The following is a 16409-nucleotide window of genomic DNA, read 5'->3' as shown; positions in this document are numbered from 1 at the left end:
CATCCCCGCCGGACGAGTGGCCGGCGGGGTGTCCGGACCCGCTCGTCTAGCGCTGCTTCCCGAACACCTGCGTCCAGTAGATGCCTCCGTCGCTCCTGGGATTGGCCGCATAGGCCGCGCCCATCTCGCGGTAGACCGGGTTCATGATATTGGCGCAATGCCCCGGGCTGGCCAGCCAGCTCGACACCGCCTGTTTCGCCGTGGTCTGCCCCGTGGCGATGTTCTCTCCGATGCCGTACCAGCGATAGCCCTCGCGCTGGGCGCGCACGCCGGCCTGACTGCCGTCCCTCCCCCGGTGGCTGAAGTAGTTGCGCGCGGCCATGTCGCGGCTGTGCGCGAGGGCGGCTTGGGCCAGGCGCGCATTCCAGGCGAGCGGCGGCACGGCGGCGAAGCGCTGGCGACCGCAGCGGCGCGGCTCGGCGCGGGCCTGGTTGACCTGTCTCAGGATGTCCCGCCCCACCCGTTCCCAGCCGCCCAGCCCGGTGGAAGCCAGCGGTCGGGCCAGGACGATCTGCCAGCTGTCGCCGCGGCGCGACACGCCGATATCCGCATAGCGCGGGTCCAGCAGCAGGCCACAGGCGCGTCTTTCGAGGGCCGCCATCACCACGGCGGGATTCGCCGGGGCCGAGACGGAGAGGGTCTGCACGGCATCCAGCGGATATCCGGCGCTTCGCAGGGCGTTCAGCAGATGCGTCCGGGAAGTCACCGACCCCAGCGCCAGCCGCTCGTCGATGGCCAGAGGCCCGAGCGGTTTTACCCGCCGGCCGTCGCAGGTCTGGGGCGCGGTGCGATAGGCGTTGATCAGCGTGACGAGCCGCGAGGCCTCGGAGGCGTTGGCCGCAGCGCCGGCGAACAGGCTGGCGCTCAGGAGGAGCAGACGCCCCAGACGGGACGGGGTTCGTTTCGTGTCGGAAGAAGAGTCGCCGGCAACCGGCATGGATACGTTCGCCAAGATGGGTAGTGCTCTGGTACCGCGTCCCTGCGTGGAATTCGAGGGGATGAGCGGAGGGCGTCCGCCGCCCTGCTTCGTCGTCCTGGAAGCCGGACGGTGGGCATTCTCACGCAGGCAAGGGCAACGGGCGAGTGGCCGGCCGGCAGAAGCGACGACCGGTCGTTGGGCTGTCCGGAAGAAAGGACGCCCAGTGCTCCGGCAGCTAGTCTGAAAGCCGGGATGGCTCGCGACGGGATGCTCAGGAGCGGTCTTTCCGGCAAATGTAGCGCCATAAAAAAATCACTACAAAAGTGTTGACGCCGCCTCGCTGAACCCTGCATGATGAAACCGCTTCCCTAACAGGGAGCCCTGGTAAGGGTGATCGCAGCTCGCTCGGCCCACTCGCCGAGCCATCTCGCGACTGTACTGCCCACAAGGCGGACTGATGAAGTTGATTGGCAGTAATCGTCATTTGCGGCGAAAGTGCTGGCAAGACATTCTCATGATGCTTGTGGCTGGCGTACTAACCCTCCGCCTTGCTACCCAACATCATCGGGTGCTCGCCTTCCCTCTCCCCAAACGATCCTGTCTTGGCTTCTCCAGGCTCTGCTTTGTGTAGCAAGCCTACGTGCAGTGCTACATAAGGCTCATGTTGTGATCTGAAAACAGCTGGCACGGCATGCAGTCCACCGCCCCGATCTTCCGATCGGCGGCCGGTGGCCTGAACCGAACGACAACAACACGTTTTGCCACGAAACGTTCGATCCCTAGATGACCATGAGGACCTTGCACATGAATCTGAACCATTCGCTCTCCCCCGAAGACCTGGCTCGTCTGTTCGCCGAGCGCAAGGACAAGAACGAAAGCCACATCCTCTGGGTCTGCGATCAGGGTGACGTCCATCTTGACCGCCTGCCGGCCGGCATGGAGGAAGAGGAGTTCGAGAAGCGCACCCCCAACATGCGCGTCCGCTTCAGGGCCTACCGCCGCGGCAAGGGCTATGTCGGCCGGAAGGCCGCGGCAGACGCCGACTTCATCGGGCGTGTGCATCGGACCCTGACCGAGCAATGGCACGTGGCGCAGAGCAATCCGGGCGTCCACTATCTGGATCGCTACTGCTGATCCTCGGAAAGCCCGACCGGATCGGCTATCCGCAGCCCTCCGCCGTTTGCGGCGGAGGGCTCGGAGTCCCGGGCGGGTTTCCCCGCTGCCGAATGTCCCTCGCAATCTTTCCGGTGCTTGAATAGCCCGGCGATTCCGGTAGTCTCGTGGGCTTCTTTGGAAGGAGTACCCCCATGCCACGAGCCACCGCCCGCCACATCCTGGTAGCCACCGAAGCCAAGTGCGAAGAACTGAAAGCCGCCATCGAGGCCGGCGCCGATTTCGCCCAGATTGCCCGCGACAACTCCACCTGTCCGTCCGGCCGTGACGGCGGCGACCTCGGCTCGTTCGGCCGTGGCGAGATGGTGAAGGCGTTCGACGACGTGGTGTTCAGCGCCCCGCTGAATGTCGTGCAGGGTCCGGTGAAGACCCAGTTCGGCTACCACCTGCTCGAAGTCACCAGCCGCCAGGACTGATAGGGTCCGGACTCGACTCCGGCACGATCAGCGCTTACGCGAACGAGGGGCTGCCACGGGCAGCCCCTCGTTTTTCGGGCTCGCCACAAGCACGACGCGGATCACGGCTCACTCCCGCCGCCGGGCGAAGCCGAAGATGGCGCCGAACACCCGGTCTCCGGCGATCTGGTGGACCAGGGCGAAGGCCACGTGGCCGCACCAGTAGAGCCACAGCATCTGCCCGAAGAATTTGTGCTGCAGCGTGTAGCGGGTGAAGGCGATGCCGTCGGCGGGAGGACCGACGTGACCCGGCGGAATCATGGAGAACATGATCATGCCAGTGATGGCGCAGCCGCTCAGGGCCAGCAGTCCGAGCCCGTGGACGAATCCGGACAGACCGATCCCCCGCCCGCTCGCCGGCAGCCGCCCGCGCAGCAGACCCAGGCCTTCCCGCACCACCGCGCGCCGCCCGTCCCCGCCCCAGGGAAACAGCACCTTCAGGTCGTAGATCGCATAGCTGTAGAGCCAGAAGAACAGCAGGACGAGGGCGGCGACGGCGCCGAGGATCCGGTGATAGGGAAACAGGTACTGGGTCCCGGGATCGGACATATAAAGGCTGCTGAGTTGCTGGAAGGTCGCCGTCAGGGCGATGGCCCAGTGCAGCAGTCGGATCTTGATGTCCCAAGCCTTTTCCATGTCGTCCCCGTACTTCAGTCAGGCTTATAGCGATAAATTATTTATTTATAACGCTATTTGCAGGAGAAGTCCTGTCCGCTCCGCTGATCAAGGTGGCCGGCCCGGGCCGGGATGTATCGGAAGCCCGCTCCCTCCGAGGCCAGAGAGAGTCCTCCTGCAGGTCTACCCTGCCGCTTCGGGCAAAGGAGATACGATAGAAGCGATGCTGCCCCGGCTCCAGCCGGGTCTCGAGCGAGCGGCTCGACGGCAACCAGGCGCACAGCCCGCCGCCATCCTGCGCAGCACGAACCAGCACGGGGTCACCGGCCCGAACACCAACGGTGACCTTCTCCTCCGCCTCCAGCCGCGCGATTCGATCGCCGTCGATGTAGAGGGAGGCGGGGCAGAACGAGGTCCAGAGCCCCGCATCCCGCACCACGGTGATTCGGGCTTGCCCATCCGGGCCTCCGCTCACCCGCTCGGCAGGGGCTTTGCGGGCGATATCGACGGGTATGGGCGATGTGCCGGTGCATCCCGCCAGCAGTCCGGACGATAGCGCCAAGGCAACGAGTCGTTTCAATTTCCGATCCTCATCCGACAAGGATCACGATTGATAGGCCTCTCAGACTTTCCCGTCAACGCTTCCATCGGCCAGAACTGAACCGGCATGCAGCCATTAGAAGCCGCACTTCTGACGATCGACTTCGAGTTCCGCGACCTTGATGCGGTCCTTGCCGACGTAGTTGAAGCGGTAGGTAGTGCCGTAGCCTATGTTTTCCCGCATCGACGGCTCGGCACAGACCTGCTTGGTCAGACTCGACTCGACGTTGGCCTTGAATTTCTCGGAATTCAGACCATCGCCGTTGTAGTTCACCAAGCGGTACCAGTAGGTGGTCACGGCTCCGGGACCGACGGTGACGTCGAACCATTCGGTTTCGGCATCGGCCATCTTCGGCAGGGTTTCCTTCAGTTCGGAAGCCTCGTCGCCGAGCCGCTCGGTCAGTTCGGCCGTGGTCAGTTGCTTTCCTGCCGCGCTCGTGTCGCCCTGCTCGCCCTTGCCGGCGGCGAAATAGCCGAGCGCACCGCCCAGCGCCATGCCGGACACGAACGCCGCGGCTACCAGCCCCATCACTTGCTTCTGCATTGTCGTCCTCTTGATTGCCGTTCCTGCGATACGGAACGAGCGTTTCGTTTCGGATCGCCGGCCTTCCTAGACACCCGCCAGGCGCGAAAGATCCCTCGCGGACGTTTTTCCGGGCCAGGCTTGCGCCTCGAGCGATTTCGGGCACTGCGACAATCCGGCAGCGACGGGGCGCCGGCAGAGGGCGATTACCCCTTGGCTCGCCATGGACAACCTCGTTCCGGCCTCTCTACAATGCCGGCACCGTCTAACACGGCGTTGTTTTTCCTTGCAATTCCGCAGGCGCGTCTTGGCCTGCTTGCACTCGCAATGGGCAGAAGTTAGGCAAGGCGAATCTGTCCGGAAAACGCCTTCTCGCATTCGTCGTAGGCATTTGAGGTGGAACTCAACGCTGCTTTCACAGAGTGATTATGACCACCCGATTCATGTTCGACGCCATCCCGCAGCGCTTCGCCTGCGTCGTGGGCGCGCCCCGCTGCGGCACCACCTCCCTCTCGAACTACCTCGCGGAGCATCCCGGCGTCACCTTCTCCTCCGTCAAGGAGCCGCACTTCTTCTCCCGCTACGACCTCAACGGGCTCTCCGACGCCGAACTGCGCCAGGCCCTGCAAAGCGACTACCTGCCGCGCTACTTCGGCCACTATTCTGCCGACCGCCCGCTCCTGGCCGAGGGCTCGGTGTCCTACCTCTACGCCGCCGAGCAGATGAAGCCCATCCTGCGCGTCTGGCCCGAGGCCAAGTTCATCATCGCCCTGCGCGACCCCATGGCCATGCTCCCTTCCCTGCACCAGCGCCTGCTCTACCTGGGCGACGAGGTCGTGCCCGACTTCGCCAGCGCCTGGCGCCTGCTCGGCGAACGCGCCCGCGGCCGTCAGATCCCGCGCAGTTGCCTCGACCCGCGCTGGCTGCAGTACGACGAGATCGGCCGCCTGGGCAAGCACGTGGAGCGTTTCTTCTCGGTAGTGGGCCGGGAGCGCTGCTTCGTGGCGGTGTACGACGATCTGGCCAAGGACCCGGCCGGGCTCTACCGGCGGATGCTCGACTTCCTCGACCTGCCCGACGACGGCCGCACCGACTTCGCCGCCCGCCGGGCCGGCCAGGGCTTCAAGGTCGGCTGGCTGCAGCGCCTGCTGAAGCGCCCGCCGATGGCCGTGCGCGGCTTTATGGCCGGGGAGAAGTACCGCCTGCGCCTGAAGCCGCTGGATAAGCCGGAACGGCCTTCGCCGCTGCTCTGCGCGGTGATGGGCGGGCGCAAGGCGCTACTCGACTGGAACAAGGCGCCGGCGCCCAAGGTGACGCTCGACGCCGCGCTGCGCCGGGACATCCGCGAGACTCTGGCGGAGGACATCGCCCACCTGTCGCGACTGCTGGACCGCGATCTCAGCCACTGGCTCGCCGTCTGAACGGCGGGCGCCTGCTTTCCCAATGCAACGAATGATGTGCCGGGGCGTCGTATGTTGGCGTCCCCTGCTCATCAGGTCAGGAATGGACAGGCAAAGGCGATATCCTGCCTTCGCAACTGGTCACGGAAAGAAGACCGAACCCTATCAATGAGCCAAAATAGTCTGGATAAGGAAGGAAGCGGGACCGAGGGCACCATGCCATCCTCCCCGTACGGAGGTACGGGTTCTCCCGCGCAAGGTCCGATGAGCAACTTTCGCCCCCCCCTGGACATGCCGTTTGCCCTGCAAAACCGGCATGACGAACCGCTCCTGCGCATCGTCGCCTGCAGCAGCGCCGGTGACGGCAACGCCACGCCATTCGAACCGCCGCTGCCGGAGAACCCCGGCAAGGCCCCGACAGCGAACCGAGCCGGACTGCGGGAAGTGGAGTACCGCCTTCTCGCCATCGCGGGGCGGCGTCTTCTGGTTGCCGAAATCCCCGGCCACCCGCAGTTCACCCGCCGACTCGCAGACGCCGCGGCCACGGCCGATCTGGCGCTGATCCGGGTGGATGCGAGTCAGGGGCTGACGTCCCAGACCCGCCTGCATACCCGCATCGTGGCGATGATGGGGGTCCGCCAGGTGATTCTGGCAGTGGGCTGGATGGAGCGGGTGGCATTCGACTCGCAGGCGTTCGAGGCTATCGTCCAACAGTATCGCGAATTCGCTGCCGATCTGGGCTTTGCCGGCATCCAGGCGATTCCATTCCCAGGCCCGTCGGGCGTCGACTGGCAGCAGGCCGAGCCGAGCCTGTCGTGGTATAGCGGCCCGAGCCTTCCAGACTATCTGGAAAGTATCGAGATTCCCGATAGCACGGTCCACCCCATGCGCCTGCCGGTACAGTGGGTCAGCCGGTCGGAGCCGGGCTTGCCCGGCCTGTGCGGGCGCCTGGCGGCAGGATCGGTACGCCCGGGCGATGCCGTGCGCGTGCTGCCCTCTGGTCTGCAGACGCAGATCGAGACGCTGCTGGTCGACGGCAGCGAGCGGGAACGGGCCGACAGCGGCGAGGCTGTCACCCTGACCCTGGCCGATTCCGTGGAGGTCCGGCGCGGCGACGTGCTGGCCACGGCCGAAGCGCCGCCCGAGGTGGCCGACCAGTTCGAGGCCCGTCTGCTGTGGCTGGGCGAACAGCCGATGGCGCCCGGCCGGCAATACCTGCTGAAACTGGCCTCCCAGGAGGTGGCGGCGACCGTCACCCTCATCAAGTACCGCGAGGACATCGACAGCGGTGCCCGCCTGGCGGCCAAGACCCTGCAGCAGAACGCGATCGCCACGGTGAACCTGTCCACCAGTGCACCCGTGGTGTTCGAGCCCCACCGGGCGAACCGTGCTCTCGGCAGCTTCGTCCTGATCGACAGGCTCAGTCAGGAAACGGTCGGAACCGGCACCCTCGACTTCGCCCTGCGCCGTGCCAGCAACATCCACTGGCAGGCCCTGGATATTGACAAGAGGGCCCGCGCCGCGCTCATGCGGCAGACGCCGCGCTGCATCTGGTTCACCGGGCTGTCCGGATCGGGCAAGTCGACCATCGCCAGCCTGCTGGAGAAGCGCCTGCATGCCGAGGGCCGGCACACCTACGTGCTCGACGGCGACAACGTGCGCCATGGCCTGAACCGCGATCTGGGCTTCACCGAAGCGGACCGGGTGGAGAACATCCGCCGGGTCGCCGAAGTGGCCAAGCTGATGACCGACGCCGGGCTGATCGTGCTGGTGAGCTTCATCTCCCCCTTCATCAGCGAGCGCGAGATGGCCAGGGGGTTATTCGCCGCGGACGAGTTCGTCGAGGTCTTCGTCGACACCCCACTCGAGGAATGCGAGCGGCGCGACGTCAAGGGGCTGTACGCCAAGGCGCGCCGGGGCGAACTGAGGAACTTCACCGGCATCGACAGCGCCTACGAACCGCCGAGGGCGCCGGAGGTGCACCTGCACCCTGCCGAGAACACGCCGGAAGCCTGCGTGGAAAGCCTGCTGCGCCTGCTGGACTGAGCCATGGCCCCGAAGACGGGGCCGCCACCGACCGATGGCCGGGTTGCCGCTGTCGACAGGACTCAAATTGGATTGGACGATGTTGCGATGAAAGTGACCGAAGAACAGTTGCAGACCCTGTGCGCCATCGCCGAAACGGCGGGCCGGGAAATCATGGAGGTGTATGCCGGCGAGCTTTCCGCCTGGGAGAAAGCCGACGCCTCCCCGCTGACCGAGGCGGACCTGCGCGCCGACAAGGTGATCCGCGCGGGCCTGGAAACGGCCTTCCCGGGGGTATTTATCCTCTCGGAAGAGTCCTCCTCGGGCGAGCTCGCGCCAACCGAGACCTTCTTCCTGGTCGATCCGCTGGACGGCACCAAGGAGTTCCTCAAGCGCAACGACGAATTCACCGTCAACATCGCGCTGATCCATCAGGACCGGGCAGTGGCGAGCGTGGTGTTGGCACCGGCCCTCGGCGAATGCTTCTACGCCGCCACCGACCTCGGGGCCCGGAAGCGCAGCGCCAGCGGCACGACCGAATTGCGGGTGGCCCGCTATGACGCGGGCACACCGCTGCGCATCATCGGCAGCCGCTCCCATGGCGGCGAGAAACTCGGCGCCTGGCTCGCCGGCCTGCCGGTCGAGCACAGTTTCCTCGCGGCCGGCAGCTCCCTGAAGTTCTGCCGCATTGCCGAAGGCCAGGCCGACCTCTACCCACGCTTCGGACCGACCTGCCAATGGGACACCGCCGCAGCCCAGTGCGTGCTGGAAGTGGCCGGCGGAGCGGTGACCGATCTCCAGGGTCAGCCGCTGCGCTATGGCCTGGAGCGGGAAATGCTGAATCCGGAATTCATGGCTTTCGGCGACAAGGATCTGGTATCACGACCGGGATTTCTTTCCTGACCGGAAAAAGCCGCCGCCTCTCGGGCGATGCCCATGAGGCTTCGCCGAACTGGAAGCGGGACTGGAAATGAAGGGGAAGTTCGCGATGCGCCTTCCCCCTCGATCCGAAGCCGGCTCCGCGGGAAGCGGGCGCGGGATCGTCAGGCGCCGGAATCGATGCTTCCGGCCGAGGCCTGCAGCTGGCAGGTGATGCGTTCGACAGTCTCGGCCAGGCGCTGCTGCGCCTCGCTCAACTGTCGGCCCTGCTGGATCAGCGGGACGCAGAGATTGAGGGCCGTCAACACCAGCAGCTCGTCGTTGCTGGCATTGGGAAACTGCCGCCGCCCCTCGGAGAGACGCTTCTGCAGCATCTCGGCGGCCTCCAGCAGAGCGCTCGCCTCGCCCTCGCCGGCCCGGATCGAGTAATCGCGCCCGAGGATCTTCAGGACACGGACGCCACTTCCCTTCATGCGGCGCTACTGGCACCGGCACGCTCGACCAGCGCCTGCAGGCGGGCGAGCGTGGCGGCCTGTTTCTCTTCCTGTTCGAGTGCCGCCAACTGGAGGTTTTCGTTTTCCTCCCTGATCTGACGCAGTTCCTGCTGGAGCTGGTTGCAGTTTTCGGTCAGCGCCTGGTTCCGTTGCAGCAGATCGGCCACGACGCGTTCGAGTTGCACGAGAGTGTTTTCTAGCATGGGAGATGTCTGAGGCTAGTAGAAAGGCCGCGGAGCATACCCAAGAATCCCGAAGAATGGGAGATGACGGAAAGATTTCAAAACAATCGGGGCGTTTCCCCCGCTCTCGGGCTCCTCCGGACCGCCAGAGCGACCTCATGACGCTCGTCGGGCCAGCACTGGACGAAAAACAGCATCGCTGAGAGACGCGACCTACCCCTCTTCGGTTCCGGGGCAGTACAGCTCGTACAGGGTGCCCAACAGCACCAATATTTTCGGCTCGGCGATCGAATAGAAGATGCGCTTGCCATCGCGACGCGTCTGCACCAGCCCTTCGCTGCGCAGCACGCCCAGCTGTTGCGACAGGCTCGGCTGATTCAGGCCGAGAATCTCCTCCAGCTCGCCGACCGATCGTTCGCCCTGGCTCAACTGACACAACAGCAACAGGCGATCCGGATTGCCCAGCGTGCGCAGCACGGATGCCGCCTTGCCGGCAGCGTCGCGCATGAGTTGCATGTCGAGATCGGCTTGGGTTTCGTTCATCGGCAGAGGGTTCCTGTGGTGGCCGGGCGACAGAATGGAAAGCGCCACAGTATCGCCCGTGACGCACGCAGCGTCACGTCCGGACTCAGGCATGACCGAACCAGTGCTGCCAGCTCAGGCGCGTTGTCAGTGCCAGCACCACGCAGATGAACACCGGGCGGATGAGCCTGGTCCCGCCGCCGATGGCGGTCCGGGCTCCGAGGAAGGCCCCGAGCATCAGCGCCGCGCCCATGCTCAGCCCGAGCAGCCAGGCGACATGGCCGGTGCCGATGAAGACGGCCAGGGCCATGGCGTTGCTGACGAAGTTCATGCTGCGTGCTACTCCGCTGGCGCGCACCAGATCGATGGGATACAGCAGCAGGGTGCTGACCGTCCAGAAGGCCCCGGTACCGGGGCCCACCAGTCCGTCGTAGGCGCCTAGGGCCAGCCCCTGCGGCCACTGCCGCCGCTTCGCCAGGGGCCTGGCGGGATCGGGCGTCCTGTCGGGAGCACGGTTGAACAGCAGATAGAGGCCGCAGGCGAAGACGATGACCGGCAGAGCCTGATTGAGCCATCTGGCCGGGACCTGATGGGCCATGCCCGCCCCCAGCAGCGCGCCGATGGCCGTGGCGACCAGAGCAGCGGACCACTGGCGGGGATCGAACAGGCCGCGGCGGAAGAAGGTGAAGCTGGCGACGGCCGAGCCGAAGGTGGCGCTGAGCTTGTTGGTGCCCAGCACCAGATGGGGCGGCAGGCCGGCGGTCAGCAGGGCCGGAACCGTGATCAGCCCGCCGCCCCCGGCGATGGCGTCGATGAATCCGGCGAGAAAGGCCACGCCGGCCAGAACGGCGAAGGTGACGGGGTCCTGGGCGATTTCGAAGGGGAACGGCATATCGGCTCGGCAGATGGGAAACGCGCCGCGGATGGTAGCCTGCCTCACCTGATACCGCTAACCGGTCACGCGGTTATCTCCCCTCCCGATCCCCTGCCAGCGGAAGGCCGAACACCGCGAGCCTGCTCGTCGCTCGATCAGAACTGGCGAACGATGCGCAGGCCGATCTCGGGGTGTGCCGACTCGCCGCGCTCCTTGTTGACCCCGAGACCGAATTGCACGTTCATCGACCGGCTCAGCTTGCGATGGATCTGGGGCATCAGCAGGACATGCCCTTCGTTGCCGGTCAGATAGTTGACCTCGAGCCCGAGGACGGTGCTCTCGGTCGCATCGAAAAAGATCGACTGATTGACGATCAGATCGTTGCGCCTGCTGGAGCGGGACCAGCTGATGTCGGCCAGTCCGAGCATGCTCATGCTGCTCCAGCGCTCGTTGAAACGGTGGCCCAGCGTATAGACCAGGGTGTTCAGGTAGGTATGCCGCTTGCGGTCGTAGATGCCCATATACTGGGCGCCATGGACGGAACGCCCCTGATTGAAGGTGCCGAAGGTGGCCTGCAGTCCCAGCTTGAAGTCGGCCAGCCGATCGTCCTCGAAGGGAAACTCGAACTCGATGGCCAGGCCGTCGGCGAAGGCATATTCCACCTCCGGGGCCCAGTGGGTCACCCGCTCGCGGCCCGACAGCGGGCTGGTGGCCAACACGTTGGACTCCAGCTCGCCCTGGCGCGCGCCGAGCGGACGCATCATGTCGAAGACCATCGGCTCGGGGATGTGCGGGTAGGCACCGGGCTGGCCTGACGACGCCTGTGCGGTCGATACGCCCAGGAACGACAACCAGCCCGCGACCAGCGACGCACACAACACCCGAAACCGATTCACCAAGACTACGATCTCCGACGAACAGCGAAAGGGGCCTCGCCTGAGCGGATGCCCGAACCTCCATGAAACTCAGAAAAAGACTCTGCAAGGGACTGTTTTCCAAGCTGCCGTTCATCTATAGCAATCGAATCTGAAACATAACTTAATGGGTCCCGGTCACGGCCTGTGCCCTCTGCCGGGATGTCCGGCGAGCGGTGACGACCGCAGAGAAGGAGATGAAGTGGTGCAAGAGCGGGAGCAAGCCTCGACTATCCGTAGCGACCGGATCGGCGAATCCTCGCCTCGCCCCGGAACATCCGACGCGGACGATATCCGCTACGAGCCGCTGGCGCCTGAGCTGCGCCCGCTGCTGGACAAGTTCTACCGCGCCCATCGCTCGCCGATGCGCGTCCCGGCCGGCGCGCAGAGCTGGGTGGCCCGGCATCGGGAAATCCTAGCCGCGCTGAACCTCAGCCCGGTGGAGCACGGACACTGGCTGAGCGGGCTGCTGGTGGCCCCGGAGCAGCGTCGCCGGGGGCTGGCCGGCCACCTGCTCGAGCAGGCCCTCGCCCGGACGCCGGGGACTGTGTGGCTGTTCTGCCACCCGGACCTCGCCGACTTCTACCGGAGGGCGGGTTTCATGCCGACCACCGACCTGCCGCAGCCGCTGGCGGAGCGCCTGGCGCGCTACCGGCGGCACAAGACGCTCGTGGCGCTGGCGCGCAGGCCAGACCTCGCGCCTTAGATCGGCTCGGTCGACTCCCAGATCAGCTCGCCGTCGTCGCCGACCTCGACTACCCGGGTCAGGGCGGCCTCGGCGGCCGCATTGGCTTCGAACATGAGATCGTAACGCTGGCCGTTGGCGACCTGATGCACGCGGGCGTGCTCGTCGGTGCCCCGGCGCTTCACGGCGATGACGGCCTCGAAGGCATCGTCGGCCGGAACGGCCGACGAAATGGCGTCGAACTTGGCGAAATGTCTGCGGGCCATGGGGTTGTCCCTCTCGCTGACTCTGCAAGTAATGGACAACACGGGAAAGGGATTGCTTCGTCGGCCCGCGAGTCGCGGCTCAATCCTGATCCAGCGACGGGCCGATCAGCCGGGCGACCTGATCGTAGACCCCCGGGCAGGCGACCAGACAGGGATTGCCGTGCAGCAGACCGTCGTTGCGGAAGAAGTCGTTGACCCGTCCGCCCGCTTCCTTCAGCAGCACCAGCCCGGCCAGGCAGTCCCAGCTCTTCAGGTCCGTCTCGTAATAGCCGATCAGCCGCCCGGCGGCCACATAGGCCGTCATCAGCGCGCCCGAGCCGTTGCGCAGGAACATGCCGCCCTCGTTGAGCAGCCCCTGGAGGAAGGGGATGAAGTTCTCCTTGCCCCGCCGATGGGTGGTTCCCACACCCAGCACGCCCTCGCGGACATCCTGGGCCGAGCTGACCTTGAGCGGGGTATCGTTGACGAAGGCTCCCCGCCCCCGGCAGCCATGGAACAGCTCGTCGTGGTTCGGGTCGGCGATAGCGCCCAGCAGCGGCTCGCCGGCGACCAGCAGGCCGATGGACACGCACCAGTTGTGCAGGCCGTTGACGAAGCAGCTGGTGCCGTCGATGGGGTCGATCACCCAGATGCAGCGGGCGTCCAGATCGTCCGCACCGCCCTCCTCGCCGAGGAAGCCGTCCTCCGGGAAGCGCTTCGTCAGCTCGGCCCGGATGAAGGTCTCGATCTCCTTGTCGGCGATGCTGACCACGTCCTGCATGTCGTCGCCCTTGTGCATCACCGCCAGGCTCTGGCGACGCAGGTAGTAATCCATTCCCAGGCGTGCCGCCTCCTGAGCCACGCTCTTCACAGCGGCGTAGCGCGCATCGATTTCGGCTGGAGTCAGGGGGAGGGCTTCGGTGTAGACCATGAAATGTCCTTCGGTTCGTGAGCGATTGGCCGCAGCGCCTGGGGATGCCCTGGAAGCTGCGCGCCGGATAACCGGCTAATCGTCGCCCCTTCCGGCCACAACCGCAACGCTGCTTTCCGGCTCAGCCAGCGCGCGAGCGTTTGCTTGCGGATTGATGGCACGTTATAAACCCTCGACTAGCCCACACAAATAATGCGCCTATAGGGGTTTTCAGCAATGTCCGAAGCATCGATAGAAATGGAAATACTGGATATGGCCGACGAGTTCATCGCCGTGGCCAACCGCCTGCTCGAGGAAAACCACAAGGACCTGGGCTATATCAGCACCGCCATCCGCTATGCGGCCGCCCGCTTCAGCGCCCACGAAGCCTCCTACAAATCCTCCGACCTGGCGGTCGACAAGGACAAGGCGAAGACCTGGTACACCGACCAGTTCAACCGCATGCTGGGGGAGAACCTGGAGCAGCACGTCGAGATGGCCAAGCTCCAGCATTGACGCGGACCGAGCAGGCGGGCCGCATCAAGCCCGCCTTCCCGGATCAGGCGAAAGCGGCTAGGCCGGTCGGCGGAACACGACCAGCTTGGCCAGCAGCTTCTGCACCACCTCTCCACGCTGATTCAGCGTCAGGCTCTCCAGAAGGACGATGCCGCGGTCCGGCCGGGAGCGCGACGGCGTGATCGTCTGGATGCAGCTCTCCACGTGCAACACATCCCCTGCCCGTGTCGGCCGGGGCCACTCGACCTCGACGCCCGCCCCGATCAGCCCGTCGGCCAGCGGCATGCCGCTGGTGACCAGCAGACGCATGGTGATGGCCGCGGTATGCCAGCCGCTGGCGGCCAGCCCGCCGAACAGGGTCGCCCTGGCCGCCTCATCGTCCAGATGGAAGGGCTGCGGGTCGAACTGCCCGGCGAAGGCCTTGAGGCCGTCCTCGTCCAGCAGGAACTCGCCGCTGCGAAAGCGATCGCCCACGGCCAGGTCTTCCAGATAAAGGGTCGCGTCCCGTCGATCATGCGTCATGGTGCATTCCTCCTGTCCATTGCCGGCATTCGCTGCCGATTCCTATCGAAGCGAGGGTGCCAGCTTGGCCGAGCCCCCGGCGCCATGACAATCACGGTTGCAGCCTGATTCTTGATAATTCCGGACAGCCGCCAGATCTACCGCACCCGGCGGCCAGTCACGACAGAGGCCCGGCCGGGAGGGGATGACGGCCGGGACGCGGAGTTTGCAGCAGGGGGGCAGCGGTCATCTCCGCTGCAGGAAGAGATGCCGAATGCTCAGGCGGCGTCGGAGAACAGCGGCTTGCCGTGGTCGAGGCACTGGTCGACCAGCCATTTGCCATGGGCGATGGAGGCGTGCTGGGCCTCTTCCAGCCCGGCCATGAAGGCGTGCTCGACAGGAAGCGGCATGCGCCGGGTGGTGCGGCCGTCCGGCGTGGTGATGTGGCAGCCGCCGGCCCAGGGCGTCGGATTGTCCGGGTACTCCATGACATCGGCGACGATGGTGTGATCACGGTAGGTGCATTGCATCACGGTCATGGTCTGGACCTCGCTGTCGGCAGGCTCCGTCGGGCGGCGGAACGGACTTCCGCGGATCGCGACGGTACGCCCGGGTGTCGCCGTCAGGTCCGCGGCTCGAAGAACTGCGCTTTCATCTGTATAGCACAAGCCCCGCGCGCCGCACGGCAAGCGCCCGCTAGCGGCCGTAGGGACTCACCCCCATCCACTCGCAGAGGTCGTAGTAGTCGATCAGATGGATGTCCAGCCCGTGGGCGAAATCCTTGGCCGCCTCGGTGAAGGTTCCGCAGGTCACCACGTAGCCCTCCTCCACCCCTTCGGCGGCCATCACGCCGTACAGCTCGCGCACGACGCCGACTCCCACCTTGGCCGAACGCCACTGCTTGCACTGCACGAAGCTCCTCGTCCCGCGCCGGTAGAGCACCACGTCGACGCCGCCGTCGGCGCTGTTCTCGGTCATCGACACCGAATAGCCCTTGCGCCGGAAAATCTCCGCCACCAGATGCTCGAACTCGCGCCAGTCCATGCCGCTCGCCAGGTTGCGCGGATTGCCGAGCGCCCGCCGCATCAGGCGGCGATTGCGCCAGCGGCGCCAGAGCGAGGCCAGCCCGGTCATGCCGAAGAAGCCCGGAACCACGTACTGGCCGACATAGGCGGCAGCCCAGGGCGCCCAGCGGCTCATGGCGGGCTGGATATCCGCCAGTTTCTGCACCCGGACCGCCGCCGGGTGAACGGCGGAGAAATCCTGCAGGTAGAACCAGGCTGCGGCGCCCATCGCGAAACACAACCACCAGGGAAGCCGGGTCAGCCAGTGGAGCCGACTGCGTCGCTTTACCCTGCCCTTCGCCTTGCCTTTGCGCACAAAAAAATCCAAAAAATCAATACTATACAAAACAACAGGGGGTCTGGACATCGATCCAGGCAGGGCTTTGCGGCCCGGCGTCGGAAATCGCGACGAGCGGTGGGCTGCGTCCGGAAAAGCGTCCCTTCCGCATCGGCGAAACCCCCGGCCGGTCTTCTGCTCCAGGAAAAATCCTCAAACGCATCAATACCTTATATAATTTGCGGTTTTCCCCTGAGTGAAGCCGAGGAGTATCCATGAGCACTCTACCGCCCTGCCCCAAATGCGGTTCCGAATACACCTACGAAGACGGCGAGATGCTGGTCTGCCCGGAATGCGCCCACGAGTGGTCGGCCACTCAGGCGAGCGAAGCCGCGGAAGGAGAAAGAGTGATCAAAGACTCGGTCGGCAACGTCCTGCAGGACGGCGACACCATCACCGTGATCAAGGACCTCAAGGTCAAGGGATCGTCGCTGGTGGTCAAGGTCGGCACCAAGGTCAAGAACATCCGCCTGTGCGACGGCGACCACGACATCGACTGCAAGATCGACGGCATCGGTGCGATGAAACTAAAATCGGAGTTCGTGAAGAAGGTCTGACGCCTTCCCCGTTGGCGGC

At 65.4% G+C, this 16409-nt stretch carries 22 protein-coding genes; 8 read left to right on the top strand and 14 right to left on the bottom strand.

Annotation, left to right across the window (positions count from 1 at the left end; genetic code table 11):
• Nucleotides 1-46: 46 nt before the first annotated feature.
• Nucleotides 47-937 carry a CAP domain-containing protein gene (locus tag ACFOJE_RS19895; RefSeq protein WP_377816686.1) on the bottom strand — a complete coding sequence of 297 codons (891 nt, stop codon included), beginning with the start codon at nt 935-937 and terminating at the stop codon, nt 47-49.
• Nucleotides 938-1723: 786 nt separating this feature from the next.
• On the opposite strand from ACFOJE_RS19895, the gene ACFOJE_RS19890 reads away from it, so the two are divergent.
• Together ACFOJE_RS19890 and ACFOJE_RS19885 are read left to right on the top strand one after the other, a co-directional pair.
• Nucleotides 1724-2053, top strand: a complete 330-nt coding sequence (locus ACFOJE_RS19890) for a hypothetical protein (RefSeq protein ID WP_377816684.1) — start codon at nt 1724-1726, stop codon at nt 2051-2053.
• 173 nt (nt 2054-2226) lie between these two features.
• Entirely contained in the window at nt 2227-2508 is a 282-nt protein-coding gene (locus tag ACFOJE_RS19885) for a peptidylprolyl isomerase (RefSeq protein ID WP_377816682.1), read from the top strand.
• Nucleotides 2509-2616: 108 nt separating this feature from the next.
• Here ACFOJE_RS19885 and ACFOJE_RS19880 read toward each other — a convergent pair whose 3' ends face one another.
• The 3 genes from ACFOJE_RS19880 to ACFOJE_RS19870 form a co-directional block, all read right to left on the bottom strand.
• Complete coding sequence (locus ACFOJE_RS19880) at nt 2617-3183, bottom strand: cytochrome b/b6 domain-containing protein (RefSeq protein WP_377816680.1); 567 nt, start codon at nt 3181-3183, stop codon at nt 2617-2619.
• Nucleotides 3184-3220: 37 nt separating this feature from the next.
• Complete coding sequence (locus tag ACFOJE_RS19875) at nt 3221-3742, bottom strand: hypothetical protein (protein WP_377816678.1); 522 nt, start codon at nt 3740-3742, stop codon at nt 3221-3223.
• Between the two features lie 96 nt (nt 3743-3838).
• Nucleotides 3839-4306 (bottom strand): hypothetical protein, encoded by a 468-nt coding sequence (locus ACFOJE_RS19870; protein ID WP_377816676.1) that lies wholly within the window; start codon nt 4304-4306, stop codon nt 3839-3841.
• Between the two features lie 407 nt (nt 4307-4713).
• Here ACFOJE_RS19870 and ACFOJE_RS19865 point away from each other — a divergent pair, with 407 nt between their 5' ends.
• From ACFOJE_RS19865 to cysQ, 3 genes are all read left to right on the top strand, one after another.
• A complete protein-coding gene (locus ACFOJE_RS19865) occupies nt 4714-5706 on the top strand; it encodes a sulfotransferase family protein (protein WP_377816674.1) in 993 nt (330 codons plus the stop codon).
• Between the two features lie 243 nt (nt 5707-5949).
• Entirely contained in the window at nt 5950-7731 is a 1782-nt protein-coding gene (cysC, locus tag ACFOJE_RS19860; protein ID WP_377816672.1) for an adenylyl-sulfate kinase, read from the top strand.
• 3 nt (nt 7732-7734) lie between these two features.
• A complete protein-coding gene (cysQ, locus tag ACFOJE_RS19855) occupies nt 7735-8613 on the top strand; it encodes a 3'(2'),5'-bisphosphate nucleotidase CysQ (RefSeq protein ID WP_377816670.1) in 879 nt (292 codons plus the stop codon).
• A gap of 140 nt (nt 8614-8753) precedes the next feature.
• Here cysQ and ACFOJE_RS19850 read toward each other — a convergent pair whose 3' ends face one another.
• The 5 genes from ACFOJE_RS19850 to ACFOJE_RS19830 all read right to left on the bottom strand — a co-directional run bounded on the left by ACFOJE_RS19850 (nt 8754) and on the right by ACFOJE_RS19830 (nt 11557).
• Nucleotides 8754-9062 (bottom strand): cell division protein ZapA, encoded by a 309-nt coding sequence (locus ACFOJE_RS19850; protein ID WP_377816668.1) that lies wholly within the window; start codon nt 9060-9062, stop codon nt 8754-8756.
• The gene (locus ACFOJE_RS19845) at nt 9059-9286 is read right to left on the bottom strand and encodes a hypothetical protein (RefSeq protein WP_377816666.1); all 228 of its coding nucleotides are present in this window, start codon (nt 9284-9286) and stop codon (nt 9059-9061) included. Before ACFOJE_RS19845 ends, ACFOJE_RS19850 begins: the two co-directional genes overlap by 4 nt.
• A 192-nt stretch (nt 9287-9478) precedes the next feature.
• Nucleotides 9479-9808: a metalloregulator ArsR/SmtB family transcription factor gene (locus tag ACFOJE_RS19840; protein WP_377816664.1), complete on the bottom strand. Its 330-nt coding sequence runs from the start codon at nt 9806-9808 to the stop codon at nt 9479-9481.
• A gap of 85 nt (nt 9809-9893) precedes the next feature.
• Nucleotides 9894-10679: a TSUP family transporter gene (locus ACFOJE_RS19835; RefSeq protein WP_377816662.1), complete on the bottom strand. Its 786-nt coding sequence runs from the start codon at nt 10677-10679 to the stop codon at nt 9894-9896.
• Between the two features lie 137 nt (nt 10680-10816).
• A complete protein-coding gene (locus tag ACFOJE_RS19830) occupies nt 10817-11557 on the bottom strand; it encodes a hypothetical protein (RefSeq protein WP_377816949.1) in 741 nt (246 codons plus the stop codon).
• 310 nt (nt 11558-11867) lie between these two features.
• Between ACFOJE_RS19830 and ACFOJE_RS19825 the strand changes: the two genes are divergently transcribed.
• A complete protein-coding gene (locus ACFOJE_RS19825; RefSeq protein ID WP_377816948.1) occupies nt 11868-12281 on the top strand; it encodes a GNAT family N-acetyltransferase in 414 nt (137 codons plus the stop codon).
• Here the strand turns inward: ACFOJE_RS19825 and ACFOJE_RS19820 are convergent.
• Together ACFOJE_RS19820 and ACFOJE_RS19815 are read right to left on the bottom strand one after the other, a co-directional pair.
• Entirely contained in the window at nt 12278-12526 is a 249-nt protein-coding gene (locus tag ACFOJE_RS19820) for a hypothetical protein (RefSeq protein WP_377816660.1), read from the bottom strand. The genes ACFOJE_RS19825 and ACFOJE_RS19820 overlap by 4 nt on opposite strands.
• A 79-nt stretch (nt 12527-12605) precedes the next feature.
• Nucleotides 12606-13436: an inositol monophosphatase family protein gene (locus ACFOJE_RS19815; RefSeq protein ID WP_377816659.1), complete on the bottom strand. Its 831-nt coding sequence runs from the start codon at nt 13434-13436 to the stop codon at nt 12606-12608.
• 237 nt (nt 13437-13673) lie between these two features.
• On the opposite strand from ACFOJE_RS19815, the gene ACFOJE_RS19810 reads away from it, so the two are divergent.
• Entirely contained in the window at nt 13674-13931 is a 258-nt protein-coding gene (locus ACFOJE_RS19810) for a DUF3144 domain-containing protein (protein WP_377816657.1), read from the top strand.
• A gap of 57 nt (nt 13932-13988) precedes the next feature.
• Here the strand turns inward: ACFOJE_RS19810 and ACFOJE_RS19805 are convergent, their stop codons facing one another.
• The 3 genes from ACFOJE_RS19805 to ACFOJE_RS19795 form a co-directional block, all read right to left on the bottom strand.
• Nucleotides 13989-14453 (bottom strand): MaoC family dehydratase, encoded by a 465-nt coding sequence (locus tag ACFOJE_RS19805; protein WP_377816655.1) that lies wholly within the window; start codon nt 14451-14453, stop codon nt 13989-13991.
• A gap of 257 nt (nt 14454-14710) precedes the next feature.
• Nucleotides 14711-14971 (bottom strand): hypothetical protein, encoded by a 261-nt coding sequence (locus ACFOJE_RS19800; RefSeq protein WP_377816653.1) that lies wholly within the window; start codon nt 14969-14971, stop codon nt 14711-14713.
• Nucleotides 14972-15128: 157 nt separating this feature from the next.
• A complete protein-coding gene (locus ACFOJE_RS19795) occupies nt 15129-15725 on the bottom strand; it encodes a restriction endonuclease (RefSeq protein WP_377816651.1) in 597 nt (198 codons plus the stop codon).
• A 323-nt stretch (nt 15726-16048) separates the two neighbouring features.
• Between ACFOJE_RS19795 and ACFOJE_RS19790 the strand changes: the two genes are divergently transcribed.
• Nucleotides 16049-16390: a zinc ribbon domain-containing protein YjdM gene (locus tag ACFOJE_RS19790; protein WP_377816650.1), complete on the top strand. Its 342-nt coding sequence runs from the start codon at nt 16049-16051 to the stop codon at nt 16388-16390.
• Nucleotides 16391-16409: the final 19 nt, after the last annotated feature.

Origin of the sequence: Azotobacter bryophylli, assembly GCF_042643485.1 — a bacterium.
Lineage (GTDB): Bacteria > Pseudomonadota > Gammaproteobacteria > Pseudomonadales > Pseudomonadaceae > Azotobacter > Azotobacter bryophylli.
The sequence above is the reverse complement of the archived record's forward strand: the minus strand, read 5'-3'. Positions and strand labels throughout refer to the sequence as shown.